This is a genomic window from Microbacterium sp. APC 3901 (assembly GCF_030407765.1).
GTDB lineage: Bacteria > Actinomycetota > Actinomycetes > Actinomycetales > Microbacteriaceae > Microbacterium.
Map to the genome: position 1 here is coordinate 100,015 of NZ_JASDCU010000013.1, position 13,367 is coordinate 113,381.

At 68.1% G+C, this 13,367-nt stretch carries 12 protein-coding genes and 1 pseudogene; 8 read left to right on the forward strand and 5 right to left on the reverse strand.

The window, feature by feature from the left end:
- Nucleotides 1-370 precede the first annotated feature (370 nt).
- The gene (locus QMA07_RS13260; RefSeq protein WP_042540947.1) at nt 371-577 is read left to right on the forward strand and encodes a cold-shock protein; all 207 of its coding nucleotides are present in this window, start codon (nt 371-373) and stop codon (nt 575-577) included.
- A gap of 221 nt (nt 578-798) precedes the next feature.
- Here the strand turns inward: QMA07_RS13260 and QMA07_RS13265 are convergent, their stop codons facing one another.
- From QMA07_RS13265 to QMA07_RS13275, 3 genes are all read right to left on the reverse strand, one after another.
- Complete coding sequence (locus tag QMA07_RS13265; protein WP_290162614.1) at nt 799-1,464, reverse strand: HAD hydrolase-like protein; 666 nt, start codon at nt 1,462-1,464, stop codon at nt 799-801.
- 63 nt (nt 1,465-1,527) lie between these two features.
- Nucleotides 1,528-2,223 (reverse strand): endonuclease NucS, encoded by a 696-nt coding sequence (gene nucS, locus QMA07_RS13270; RefSeq protein ID WP_290162616.1) that lies wholly within the window; start codon nt 2,221-2,223, stop codon nt 1,528-1,530.
- 68 nt (nt 2,224-2,291) lie between these two features.
- Entirely contained in the window at nt 2,292-3,542 is a 1,251-nt protein-coding gene (locus tag QMA07_RS13275) for an MFS transporter (RefSeq protein ID WP_290162618.1), read from the reverse strand.
- 59 nt (nt 3,543-3,601) lie between these two features.
- On the opposite strand from QMA07_RS13275, the gene QMA07_RS13280 reads away from it, so the two are divergent.
- Complete coding sequence (locus QMA07_RS13280; RefSeq protein ID WP_290162620.1) at nt 3,602-4,663, forward strand: LacI family DNA-binding transcriptional regulator; 1,062 nt, start codon at nt 3,602-3,604, stop codon at nt 4,661-4,663.
- Nucleotides 4,664-4,674: 11 nt separating this feature from the next.
- On the opposite strand, the gene QMA07_RS13285 is transcribed toward QMA07_RS13280, so the two are convergent.
- Nucleotides 4,675-6,174 carry a hypothetical protein gene (locus QMA07_RS13285; protein WP_290162622.1) on the reverse strand — a complete coding sequence of 500 codons (1,500 nt, stop codon included), beginning with the start codon at nt 6,172-6,174 and terminating at the stop codon, nt 4,675-4,677.
- A 48-nt stretch (nt 6,175-6,222) separates the two neighbouring features.
- Nucleotides 6,223-6,549: an L-rhamnose mutarotase gene (locus QMA07_RS13290; RefSeq protein WP_290162624.1), complete on the reverse strand. Its 327-nt coding sequence runs from the start codon at nt 6,547-6,549 to the stop codon at nt 6,223-6,225.
- Nucleotides 6,550-6,841: 292 nt separating this feature from the next.
- Here QMA07_RS13290 and QMA07_RS13295 point away from each other — a divergent pair, with 292 nt between their 5' ends.
- The 6 genes and pseudogenes from QMA07_RS13295 to mnhG form a co-directional block, all read left to right on the forward strand.
- Entirely contained in the window at nt 6,842-9,784 is a 2,943-nt protein-coding gene (locus QMA07_RS13295) for a Na+/H+ antiporter subunit A (protein WP_290162625.1), read from the forward strand.
- Nucleotides 9,784-10,284, forward strand: a pseudogene (locus QMA07_RS13300) (Na(+)/H(+) antiporter subunit C); the annotation flags it as partial. The gene QMA07_RS13295 and the pseudogene QMA07_RS13300, both read left to right, overlap by 1 nt.
- Before the next feature lie 266 nt (nt 10,285-10,550).
- Nucleotides 10,551-12,104, forward strand: coding sequence for a Na+/H+ antiporter subunit D (locus QMA07_RS13305; protein WP_290162627.1), 1,554 nt, complete (start codon nt 10,551-10,553; stop codon nt 12,102-12,104).
- Entirely contained in the window at nt 12,101-12,709 is a 609-nt protein-coding gene (locus tag QMA07_RS13310) for a Na+/H+ antiporter subunit E (RefSeq protein ID WP_290162629.1), read from the forward strand. The genes QMA07_RS13305 and QMA07_RS13310 overlap by 4 nt, the downstream gene beginning before the upstream one ends.
- Nucleotides 12,706-12,975, forward strand: coding sequence for a monovalent cation/H+ antiporter complex subunit F (locus QMA07_RS13315; RefSeq protein WP_042540345.1), 270 nt, complete (start codon nt 12,706-12,708; stop codon nt 12,973-12,975). Before QMA07_RS13310 ends, QMA07_RS13315 begins: the two co-directional genes overlap by 4 nt.
- On the forward strand, nt 12,972-13,367 hold a 396-nt coding region (gene mnhG, locus QMA07_RS13320), incomplete at its 3' end, for a monovalent cation/H(+) antiporter subunit G (protein ID WP_290162632.1). The genes QMA07_RS13315 and mnhG, both read left to right, overlap by 4 nt.

The window sequence follows — 13,367 nt, forward strand, 5'->3', positions numbered from 1 at the left end:
TTGGGCCCTCTCGAGTAGTTCTGTCCCCAACGGATTGCTCGAGAGGGCCGCTATCGTTTGTGATCTCTTCACAAGTTTTCAAGTTTGTCCCCCAAATGGGGGACAAACGCGTGGCGGAGGGGTTAGGCTGGAATCTGACGCACCCTCCGGTCGTCTTCGGCCCTCATCGCTCCCCCCGCGGTGAGGGCCACACCATTTTCCGGCACGTCCGTCTGCGCTCCTCTGCGCCCGTCGTGTGACCGCAGATGACCGCTCATGCAACATTTGGGTTACGGGCTGACCTCGGGACTTCCGCTCAGCGCGTGCTCCACTAGCGTGGAGCACGTCGGGGCATCCTGCGTCGGCTTCTTTCCAGCAGAACAGGCAGTACATGAGCACCCAGGGCACGGTTAAGTGGTTCAACTCGGAGAAGGGCTTCGGCTTCATCTCCCCCGACGACGGCGGCGCTGACGTTTTCGCGCACTACTCCGCCATCGAGTCATCCGGCTACCGCTCTCTTGAAGAGAACCAGCGAGTCGAGTTCGACGTGGCGCAGGGCCCCAAGGGCCTGCAGGCTGAGAACATCCGTCCGCTCTGAGAGCGGACGTCATAGAACTCCCCGACCGGAGGTCCGCACTCGTTGCGACCCTCCGGCGGGGAGTTCTGTGCTGTGCGGGCTGATTCCGAGGGGATCCTCCTGCCCGACGGGCACGGGTCTGCCTCTCGGGAGGAGGACTGCGCCTCGGGAGGAGTGTTTCGGACCGAGGCTCCTGCCCAAGGGAAGTTCTCCTCCCGAGGGGCGGGCCCGCAGCCCGGCAGTCAGCTCAGCAGCAGCGCGCGAAGCTCGTCGGCGGATGCTGCGCGGAACGCGGCTTCGTCACCTTCGTGCGAGTCGCTGAAGCCCCACTCGACGAAGACCACGGGGACGCCGTTCGCGTTTCCGCCCTCGACATCGTGGTGACGGTCGCCGATGAGCACCGGCCGCGAGACGTCAGCGCCGCGATCGGCCAGACGGCGCAGCGCCTCGGCCACGATGTCGGTCTTCGACGCGAGGGTGGACTCGTCTTGAGTCGCGCCGACGGTCGTGAGGAAGTACGGGCGCAGCTCGAAGAAGTCGACGATCGCGTCGACCTGGATCTCGGGCTTCGAGCTCGCGGTCGCCTGCGGGATGCCGGCGGCGTGCAGGTCACGGATGATCTCGGGCACGCCCGGGTAGGTCGCGACGTCGGTCGTGTAGCCGTCGGCCTTGCCGAGCGTGCGGTAGAACGCGACGGCCTCGGCGGACTGCTCGGGAGTCATCCCCGCCTGCTCCTGGAAGGACTGGAACATCGGCGGCCCGATCCAGTGCACCAGCTGCTCACGCGTGGGAGCGGGGTGACCGAAGTGCGTGAGGGCGACGTTCAGGCGGCGGAGGATGCCGACCGACGCGTCGGCGATGGTGCCGTCGACGTCCCAGAGCACGCACGAGTAGGGGGAAGAAGCCATGTCTTCCAGCCTATGGGCAGTGCGCGAAGCGACCGAACACGGTGAACATCTGTGCAGCTCGCCTCAGAAGAGGCGGGGGATGCCGGACTCGATGCCCTTCATGTCGTCGTAGTCGAGCACGAGGCAGCGGATGCCGCGGTCTTCGGCCAGCACGCGCGCCTGCGGCTTGATCTCCTGCGCGGCGAAGACGCCCTGCACGGGGGCGAGGTGCGGGTCGCGTCCTAGCAGCTCGAGGTAGCGGGTGAGCTGCTCGACGCCGTCGATGTCGCCGCGGCGCTTGATCTCGACCGCGATGGCCGCGCCGTCGGCATCCCGCACGAGAAGATCGACGGGCCCGATCGCCGTCGGGTACTCGCGCCGCACCAGGGTCGCGCCGTCGGAGATGCGCTCGACCTGCTCGGCGAGCAGGCGCTGCAGGTCGGCTTCGACGCCGTCCTTCTGCAGCCCGGGGTCGACGCCCAGGTCGTGGTTGGTGTCGTGCAGGATCTCGTAGATCTGCACGCGAAGCGCGTCGCCGGTCTTCTTGTGCGTGACACGCCAGACCTCGGTGACGCCGGCGATCGACTCCTCTTCACCCGGCTCCTCGGAGGCGAGAGAGCAGGGAGGGCTCATCCAGTTCAGCGGCTTGTAGCTGCCGCCGTCGGAGTGCACGAGCAGACTCCCGTCTCCCTTGTGCACGAGCAGACGCGTGGCAAGCGGGAGGTGGGCATTGAGCCGGCCCGTGTAATCCACGGAGCAGCGGGCGATGACGAGACGCACCCGTCGAGCCTACTTCGTCGGGCGCACTCCTTCTGCGGTGACGGATACCGTCGCGCGTGCGGATGCGGTCAGACCGTCGTCGTCGTCGCGGCTGGTGCTGCGGACATCTCGTCCTTGCGCAGGGGGCGGGCGGCACCCGAGAACAGGCCTGACAGCACGACCAGGCCGACCAGGATGTAGAGCGTGTTGAGCAGGCCGATGTGCTCGCTGATGAAGCCCAGCACGGGCGGGCCGCCGAGGAATGAGATGTAGCCGATCGTCGCCGCGGCGCTCACGCGCGCAGCCGCCTTGGCCGGGTCGTCTGCCGCGGCCGACATTCCGAGCGGGAAGCCGAGCGATGCGCCGACGCCCCACAGCGCCGCACCCACGAAGACCAGAAGAAGGCTCGGCGCCAGGATGAACAGCAGGATGCCGGATGCCGCCGCCACCGAGAGGATGCGCAGCACCGCGACGCGTCCGAACCGGTCGACGAGCGGTCCGCCGAACACGCGCACCACCGTCATCGCGACGGAGAAGGTGGCGAGGGCGGCGGCGCCGAGCGCGGTTCCGGCGCCGTGGTCCTCTGCGACGCCGAGGGCCAGCCAATCGTTGGCGCCGCCCTCTGCGAACGACATGCCGAGCATCACCACACCGATCGCATAGGTGCGCGGTTCTCGCCAGGCCGACATGGCGACGTGCATCCGCTCTCGCCAGTGCACCTTCTCGCCGTCGTCCGTCGTCGGGTCGAGCGCTTCGGCACGGCGGGGGACGCTGGCGATGCTGACGACGCCGATGGCGGCGATCGCGATCGCGACGACGAGCGTGTGCGTGAAGACGGTGATCTGCAGCTGAGCGGCCAGTGCGCCCAGGCCGGCGCCGATCACGGTGCCGAAACTGAAGAAGGCGTGGAAGAGCGGAAGGATCGTCTTGCCCGAGTGCTGCTCGATCGCGGTGGCCTCGACGTTCATCATGACGTCGACGCAGCCGTTGCCGAGTCCGAACAGCACGAGACCGATGAGCACCACCGAGTACGAACCCAGCACGTTGGCTCCGATGCCGATCAGGGCGACGCCGGAGGCGAACGTGAAGATCGACACCATCATTCCCAGGCGCGCGCCGGTGCGCGCCATGATCGCCGGGCTGGTCGAGATTCCGATGATCGAGGCGATTCCCGCACCGAGCAGCAGCATGCCGACCTGCGCCTTGTCGACCTCGAGCGCGAGCTTGATGTCGGGGACGCGCGAGGCCCAGGTCGCGATCGACAGACCGCTGGCGAGGAAGATCGCGAAGATCGCCGTGCGCCAGCGCACATACTGCGATCGAGAGAGAGCCGTGTCCATGTCGCACAGCATATCGAATCGATTCGATGATCGGGAACCCGGGCAGCTATCCTCGGAGTATGACGAGCCACGACAGCCCGCGCCGAGCGACGATCGCCGACGTCGCACGAGAGGCAGGAGTGGCGACGTCGACGGCATCCGTGGTCTTCAGCGGCAAGGCCAACGTCGCGCCGGCGACCCGCGAGCGAGTGCTCGCCGCAGCGGCGGACCTCGGATACGCCGGGCCCGACCCGCGTGCGGCCTCGCTGCGCCGAGGTCGCAGCGGCATCGTGGCCGTGGTGCTCGAGGGTCACCTGCGCGCGGCCTTCCTCGACCCGGTGACCACCGCCATGATGGACGGGCTCACCGACGGGATGGCCGAACTGAGCGCGGGCATCCTGCTGATGCGCGACGAGCCGGGCGATGACGGATCGTCACTGTCGAACGCCCCGGTCGATGCGGTCGTGCTGATCGGATGCTCCGGGCGTGCCAAGGCATCGCTCGACATCGTCCGCAGCCGAGGGCTTCCGGTGGTCGTGATCGAAGGAGACGCCGGAGAGGGCATCCCGAAGATCATGCTCGACAACACCGCGGCCGCGGCGGATGTCGCTCGGCATCTGCGCGATCTCGGACACCGTGACGTGGCGCTCGTCACCCTGCCGCTCGACACGCGACGCGAGCGGGGGCCGGTCACGCAGGAGCGCATCGACGCGGCGACGGTCGATGTGACGATCGATCGCCTCGCCGGCATGCGCGAGATCTTCCCCGACGCACCGGCGATCTCGGCGGGAGGGAGCTTCATCGATGAGGGCCTCCTCGCGGGTCGACGGCTGTTGGCGGATGCCGCGACGAGGCCGACGGCGATCCTCGCGCAGAGCGACCTGATCGCGGTGGGCGTCATCCGTGCGGCGGAGGAGCTGGGGCTGCGCGTGCCTGAGGATCTGTCGGTCGCAGGCTTCGACGGCATCGCGGCCGATGGACTCGGTGACCTCGTGCTCACGACCAGCGTGCAGCCGGCCGTCGAGAAGGGGCGAGCTGCAGGAGAGCAGGTCGCGCGCATGCTGCAGGGGGAGCCGGGCCGCACCCTGCACCTCACCTGTCGGTTCCGTGAGGGAACGACCACGGCGGCGCCCGCCCGCTGACGGATCCGGCGTCAGGAGCGCTGCGGACCCAACGGCAGTGTCTCGCTTCCGAAGTCCAGGATCGAATATCGACCGCAGTCGACGATGGTCTCGGGAAGCACACCCTCGGGCAGGTCCCACGGCACGGTCTGTGAATCCTCGACGAGGAACGACACCTCGCCGACCAGGAAGTCCGTGCGATTCACCAGCCAGGCGTACGCGTTGAGCTGATGATCGACCTGCACGAGTCGTGAGGCATCGGCCAGATGCAGTGCGGGCAGCCGTACGGTCCAGAACTGGCCGGCACCGGTGCGACCGGCGGCGTCGACCCAGTCGGTGACACAGGCGAGGTCGGCGTCGGGCCGGGTGGCGGCATCCGCGAGTCGAGGGATGCTGAGGCCCCCGACGATGAGGAGCAGAGTCGCGGCGATCGCTGCCGTGGCCCTCCGCGCACTCTCGCTGATCCGCAGGGTGTGCGGAGCGGCCACGAGCGCGAGCACCGGAGCGAAGACGACCGGCTGCAGGTACCGTGCGGCGTGCGTCCCCAGCGCGATGGCGCCGACGACGACCACGACCGGCGCGACCCAGGCCATCGCGGCGACCAGCCGGGAGCCGGGGTCGCGAGGCCGCACGGTTCGCGCGACGGCGACGACGAGCAGTGCGGCGGCGATCAGCAGCCCGATCACCCCGGGGGGACTCTGCGACCGGTCGCCGACGAGCCGCGCATAGTGGTCGATCGACTCGTGCCACTGCGCGGGCTGCACGTAGCCGACGCCGGTCTTCGTGATCCATGCCGCGAGCGGAATACGTGACAGGAACCCGAGCGCGGTGCCGGCGAGCAGCACGATGATGAGGACCGGCGTCTGCGATCGCACCTCCGGCCGGCGGGCGGCGATGGCCAGGACGATCACCAGCGGAATCGTCGCCCACGCCGCGTAGAGGGGATTCGAGAGGGTCGACACGAACGCCACGAGGCCGAGGGTGAGCGAGAGCCACGGTGTGAGCGTTCGACGGTCGATCGTGCGCCGCACGACGCCGATCGTGACGATGACGCCGACGACGGTCGCGGAGTAGTACGTCGTCGTCAACTGCAGCGACGCGAGGTCCAGCGCTTCGCGGGACGCGGAGACGTCGGTCATCGCGAGCGCGCCGAACACCGAGAGCGCGACTACGGACCAGGCCACAGGAGACCTGCCTGTGCGGGCGCGACCGGCAACCAGGCGGATCGCTCCGTAGACGGCGAGCAGGTTGACGACCGCGCTGATCGCGAAGAGACCGTTCGCATCCACGGACGTTCCCGCGTCGAGCGCGGTGAAGGCGGCGGACTCGGGAAGGAACAGCACACTCGACATCGCCCAATCGAGTGATTCTCCGGAGAGCACCGAGCGGGCCAGCATCGCGACGACCAGGGAGTCGCCGTCGCGGAAGAGCAGATCGGCTCGGGCTGACGACGCGACCGCACCGGCGGTGACGAGCGCCACAGCGGCAGCGCTCAGCCACCCGGCCAGCTCCCGCACCCACGCCCGCGTCACGGGGCTACTCTGTCACGGACCCCGGGCGCATTCCGGACTCCGCGCAGGTCACGCGATCTGTGACCTCAGGTCCCAGACCTGTTCGAGAGGAGCGGTCGCCTCATAGCCCTCGGCATCGCGGAAGAGCTCGACGAAGCGGCCGATGTCGGCCTGCCACGCGTGATCGGCCGGGTCGTCCTGGAGGGCGGCGACGGCGGCATCCCAGTCGTCGCATTCGACCAGGTGGAAGAGGCGATGACCGGATCTCCAGATCGTCCAGTCGTGGATGCCGATGCGCGAGAAGGTCGCGGCGAGAGCATCGGGGATGCGGGCGTGGTTCGTGCGGTAGTCGTCGATCGCGCCGTCGCGGATCTCGGAGTGCAGGGCGATTCGCATGAGTTCTTCCTTCGTCCGACGGGGCGGTTCGACACGGCGACGGTCGTCACGGCATCGGCCCCTCCCGACCAGGATGCACCACGAGCGATGCCACGATCGACGCATCCGAATGATCTGATTTCGCGATCCCCATCGCGCAAAGTGCCCGGATTGCGGGAAAAACCGGCCATTTGGACGATTCGGCGTCGGCATGATCGACCCTGAAGAGCGAAATATCAAGGTAAACTCGAGATCGACACCCGCCCGCCCGCCTGCGCCGCCCCCGGCCGACGAGCTTTGAGGAGCCGCGTATATGCTGACTCTCCTCGCCGTGTTCCTCCTCGGGTCGATCCTGATGCCCGTCCTGGTGCGCTGGCTGGGGTCTCAGGCATTCGCCATCGCGGCTCTCATTCCCGCTGCGGCATTCATCCACGCCCTCGTGCTCACCCCCCAGGTGCTCGACGGTCCGACGCCCTTCGTCTCGGTCGCGTGGATCCCGCAGCTCGGACTGAACCTGTCGATGAACATGGACGTCCTCGGCTGGGTTCTCACACTGATCGTCACCGGTGTCGGCGCCCTCGTGCTGCTGTACTGCCGTTGGTACTTCCACGACGACTCCGCGGGTATCGGCCAGTTCGCCGGGGTCCTGCTCGGCTTCGCGGGTGCTATGTACGGTCTCGTCCTGACCGACGACCTGGTCATGCTCGTCATGTTCTGGGAGGTGACGAGCATTCTCTCGTACCTCCTCATCGGCCACTACCGACGCCGAGCGGCCAGCCGACGAGCTGCCCTCCAGGCGCTCCTGGTCACCACGCTCGGCGGACTCGTGATGTTCGTCGGAGTCGTGCTGCTGGTCGTCGATGCCGGCACGTCGAGCATTCGCGAGATCCTCGAGATCGCGCCGACAGGGGCCATCGTCGATGCCGCCGTGGTCATGCTGCTCGTCGGCGCCATCAGCAAGTCCGCGATCTTCCCGTTCCACTTCTGGCTCCCCGGGGCGATGGCGGCGCCGACTCCCGTGAGCGCGTACCTGCACGCTGCGGCGATGGTGAAGGCGGGCATCTACCTGATCGCGCGCTTCGCCCCGATCTTCGCGTTCACCGGACCGTGGCGTCCGATCATCATCTCGCTGGGAATCGTGACGATGCTGCTCGGCGGCATCCAAGCGCTGCGAGAGACCGACCTCAAGCGCATCCTCGCCTTCGGCACCGTCAGCCAGCTCGGGTTCTTCTCGATCGTGATCGGCTACGGCACGCAGGCGAGCGCCCTGGCCGGTCTCGCACTCGTGATCGCGCACGCCCTGTTCAAGTCGGCGCTGTTCCTCATCGTCGGCGTAATCGACCGGCAGCTGTCGACCCGAGACATCGATGAGCTGAGCGGCGTGGGGCGCCAGGCTCCGGTCATGGCGACTGCGGCATTCATATCCATCGCGTCGATGGCGGGCATCGCGCCGACCCTCGGTTTCGTCGCGAAGGAGTCCACTCTCACGGCCCTCCTCGATGACGCGCTGCATGGATCACCGTGGGGACTGGTCGCCATCATCGGCGTCAGCGTCGGATCCATTCTCACCGCGGCATATGGCATCCGCTTCCTCTGGGGTGCCTTCTGGACCAAGCGCGACGCGGCGGGCGATCGCCTGCCGGACACGGCGTGGCCCGATCCGCCCGTCGGGTTCCTGTCGGCGCCGATCATCCTCGCCGGCCTCACCCTCGCGGCGGGCATCGGAGCCCCTGCTCTCGACGTCGCTCTGCAGGGATACGCCCTCACCGCGACGCCCGGGCTCGACGCCGAGGGGGTCCCCGCCGAGGGGCCAGGGCATCTCGCCCTTTGGCATGGTCTCGAGCCTGCCCTCGGCATCTCGATCCTGTCGATCCTGCTGGGCGCCGCGGTCTTCCTGCTCACGCTGCGCACAGGGTGGGATCGCAAGGCCCGGTTGATCCGATTCACCGCGGCAGACGTCTACTACCTGGTCATGCGCGGCGTCGACCGCCTCTCGGTGCTGAGCACGACGCTCACGCAGCGAGGCTCGCTTCCGGTCTACGTCGGCACGATCTTCGTCGTCTTCGTCGCGGCCGAGATCACCGCCCTCGTCGCCAGCGACATCGACCGCTTCCAGCTCTCGGCGTGGCACACTCCCACGCAGATCGTGGTCGCACCCTTGATGGCCGCCGCCGGCGTCATGGCCGTGCGGGCTCAGAAGAGGTACACCGGCGTCGTGCTCGTCTCGATCACCGGCCTCGGCATGGTCGCTCTCTTCGCGACCAGCGGCGCCCCCGACCTCGCGCTCACGCAGATCCTCATCGAGACCGTGACGATGGTGACCTTCGCACTCGTCCTTCGTCGCCTGCCTGCGCGGATGGGCGAGCACAACGCGTCGGTCGGTCGCATCCCGCGAGCGCTGCTGGGAGTCGGAGTCGGCCTGACGATGGCCCTGGTCGCGATCGTGGCGACCCAGTCGCGCGTCGCCGACCCCATCTCCGCGACCTTCCCGAAGCTCGCGTACGAGATCGGCCACGGGAAGAACGTCGTGAACGTCGCACTGGTCGACCTGCGCGGCTGGGACACGATGGGCGAGCTCTCCGTGCTCGTGCTGGCCGCGACCGGTGTCGCATCACTGGTCTTCGTGACGCATCGCGCCGACATGCTGTCGGCGACCAAGACGCTTCCCAAAGCCCGTCGCCGACGGACCCTCAGCCGTCCCCTGGTCGAGACGACCGAGGGTGTGCGCTTCCAGACCGATGAGAACGAGAGCAGCCCCCGCGCCTGGCTCGTCGGAGGCCCGAAGATGAAGCCCGAGAACAGGTCGATCCTGCTCGAGGTGATCGTCCGCATCCTCTTCCACACGATCATCGTCGTATCGATCTTCCTGCTCTTCTCCGGCCACAACCTCCCGGGTGGCGGCTTCGCCGGCGGACTCGTCGCGGGCATGGCGCTCGTCATGCGCTACGTCGCCGGCGGACGCTGGGAACTCGGCGCGGCTGCGCCCACGGACGCGGGCCGGCTGCTGGGTGCCGGTCTGATCCTCGCGGTGGGCACCGCGGTCGTGCCGCTGTTCTTCGGCATGGCCCCTCTCACCAGCACCTTCTGGGAGTGGGAGATCCCCGGGATCGGCCACATGGAGTTCGTGACCTCGACCGTCTTCGACGTCGGCGTCTACCTCGTCGTGATCGGACTCGTGCTCGACGTCCTGCGGAGCCTCGGTGCCGAGGTCGACCGTCAGGCGCAGGAGTTCCGCGAGCGGGGGGTGAGCGTCTGATGGATGTCTCGTTGACCCTGATCGTGATCATGGCCGTGCTGTTCGCGTGCGGTGTCTATGCGATGCTCGAGCGCAGTCTCACCCGCGTGCTGATCGGCTTCCTGTTGCTCGGCAACGCCACGAACCTCCTGCTCCTCATCGTGATGGGTGTGCCGGGCAGCGCGCCGTTCTACGGCGTCGAGGGCGAGGTCAGCGACCCGCTGCCGCAGGCGCTCACCCTGACGGCCATCGTCATCACCTTCGCCGTCTCCGCCTTCCTCCTCGCACTCATCTACCGCTCGTGGCAGCTGGGCCAGGCAGACACCGTCGAGGACGACGAGGCCGACATCGCTCTCCGCGAGCGCACCGACGCCGACGAGGACCTCATGGACGACGAGGCCGACGCAGCCGACGACGAGGCGACCACCGACTTCGTCGGCGTGCAGACATCGCCGATCACGGTGCTGCACATGCGCGACCACCCTTCGATCCACGACGACGCCCCGACCGACAGGCCCACGGCCGCCCGTGCCCCCGAGCGCGATGGCGACGGGGAGGACGCGGATGACGCGGATGCCGCAGCATCCGTCCTCACGGCCGAATCGGCCCCGTCCGACGATGACGACTCAGCCGACGCGCCGCCCTCCGACGACTTCCGAACGGATGCCGACACGCACGCGGCCGAGGCTCACGAGACCGACGCGGCCGATGCCGCCCGAGACACGGCGGCCGACACGGCATCCGAAGACAGCGCACCCGAGCACACCGACGACGAGGAGGACCGCCGATGAGCGCCCTCGTCCCCCTGCTCGTCGCCCTTCCGCTGCTCGGCGCTGCGGTGACCCTGATCTTCGGTCGCAACCCGCGCCTGCAGGCCTTCGTCACGGTCGCGACGCTCGCGACCGTGTCGGTGATCGCCGCCGTGCTGCTGGTCGTCGTCGACGCAGGCGAGCCGCTGGCGGTCTCGGTCGGCGGGTGGCCGGTGCCGTTCGGCATCGTGCTCTACGTCGACAGGCTCGCGGCTCTCCTCGTGCTCGTCTCGAGCATCGTGCTGCTCGCGGTGCTGCTCTTCTCGATCGGTCAGGGCGCGGCCGACGGCACCGACGAGACCCCGATCTCGATCTTCAACCCGTCGTACCTGATCCTCGCCGCGGGAATCTTCAACGCCTTCATCGCGGGTGACCTGTTCAATCTGTATGTCGGGTTCGAGATCCTGCTCGTGGCGTCGTACGTGCTGATAACCCTGGGGAGCACTGAGTCGCGCATCCGCACCGGTGCCGTCTACATCGTCGTCTCCCTGGTGTCGTCTATCCTCTTCCTCGCCTCGATCGCGATGATCTACGGCGCGCTCGGCACCGTGAACATGGCGCAGATCGCCGAACGCATGACCGAGCTCCCGCAGGAGACGCAGCTCGTGCTGCACCTCATGCTCGTGATCGCGTTCGGCATCAAGGCCGCGATCTTCCCGGTGTCGTTCTGGCTGCCCGACTCGTACCCGACCGCACCCGCGCCCGTCACCGCCGTGTTCGCAGGCCTGCTGACGAAGGTCGGCGTCTACGCGCTGATCCGCACCGAGACGCAGCTCTTCGCCGACAACAGCATCGACACCGTGCTGCTGATCATCGCTCTCGCGACCATGATCGTCGGCGTGCTCGGCGCCGTGGCGCAGGCCGAGCTCAAACGGATCCTGTCGTTCACGCTCGTGAGCCACGTCGGGTACATGATCTTCGGCCTCGCGATAGCGACCCCGGCGGCGATCGGTGCGACGGTGTACTACATCGTCCACCACATCGTCGTGCAGACGACCCTGTTCCTCGCCGTCGGTCTCATCGAGCGCCGAGCGGGAAGCACCTCGATCCTCCGCGTGAAGGGTCTGCTCAAGGTCGCGCCGGTGATCGCCGTGCTCTACTTCATCCCCGCGATCAACCTGGGCGGGCTCCCGCCGTTCTCCGGGTTCATCGGCAAGTTCGCGCTGTTCGAGGCGGCGGCATCCGTGGGCACCCCTCTGATGATCGTGCTGATCTTCGGCGGAATCGTCACCTCGCTGCTCACCCTCTACGCCCTGATGCGCGCGTGGAACCTCGCGTTCTGGCGCGAGGAGGACGACTCGACTGAGACCGAGGGTCGCATCTCGTATCTCGGCAACGCCCCGGCTGCCGACGAGCAGCAGGAGCGTCGCCGCATCCCTCGCATCATGACGATCGCCACCGCCGGCATGGTCGGAGTCACTCTCGCGCTCACCGTGTTCGCCGGGCCGCTCTACGCACTGTGCGACCGCATCGGTGCGGCTCTGCTCGACCCGGTCACCCTCGTGCAGCTGGAAGACGAGGTCGACGGATGAGCCCCACCGAGACCGGCCGCCACTTCTGGCGGGACATCCGGGTGCAGCTGCCGTTCCTGGCGTGGCTCGTCGTGCTCTGGATGCTGCTGTGGAGCCAGTTCACGGTGCTGGCCTTCATCTCGGGGCTCGTCGTGGCGGTGTTCGTCACGCGCGTCTTCCGGCTCCCGACCGTCGAGCTGTCCGGGCGCATCAACATCTGGTACGCCGCCCTCCTGATCGTGCAGTTCCTGTTCGCGGTGCTCCGAGGCGCGGTCGCGGTCACCATGCAGGTGTTCGACTTCCGGCATCAGCCCGGCGCAGCGATCATCGCGGTGCCCCTGCGCTACGCCGACGACCTGATGATGACGCACGTGGCGGTCATCTCCTCTCTGGTGCCGGGGTCGCTCGTGGTCGAGGCCGACCGCGACAGGCAGGTGCTCTACCTGCACGTGATCGGGGTTCGCAGCATGGCCGACGTCGAGAAGCAGCGCGAGGGCGTGCTGCAGTGGGAGCGACGGGTCGTGCGTGCGCTCGGTGCCCCGGCGCAGTACCGTGCCCTCAAGGCCGACGAACGCGCGGCGCGTGCCGGTGGTGCCGGCGGGCTGACCAGGGGAGGTGCCCGATGAACGTGCTGATGCTGGCGATCATGGTCGTCTTCGGGGTGGCCGCCATCCTGACGATCATCCGCATCGTGCGCGGACCCTCGATCCTCGACCGAGCCGTCGCCTCCGACGTGCTGCTGACCGAGGTCATGTGCGTGCTCGGCGCCGAGATGGCGATCAACGGTCACACCCGCAACATCCCGGTGCTGCTGATCATCGCCGCCGTGGGCGTCTTCGGTTCGATCTCGGTCGCCCGGTTCGTCGCCAGAAGGGACAACACGACCCCATGAACGTGTTCGGTCTCGCCATTCCCGACGCCGTCATAGACGTCGCCATCCTCGTGCTGATCCTGCTCGGCGCGATCCTCTGCCTGTCGGCCGCCGTCGGTCTGCTGCGCTTCCGTGACGTGCCGTCGCGACTGCACGCCGCGACGAAGCCCCAGGTGCTCGGCCTCATCCTCATCTGCCTCGCGATCGCCCTGTCGCAGCGCACCGTCGGCGGAATCCTCATCGGGCTCGCGCTCGTCTCGCCGATCGTCCTGATGCAGTTCGCCACAGCCCCCCTCTCGGCGCACATCGTCGGCCGGCAGGCCTATCGCAACGGCACGACCGACGAGCGCAGCCTTGTCGTCGACGAGCTCGCCGAGTCGAAGCAGACTCCGCCGGCCGCCGGCTGGGCGGAC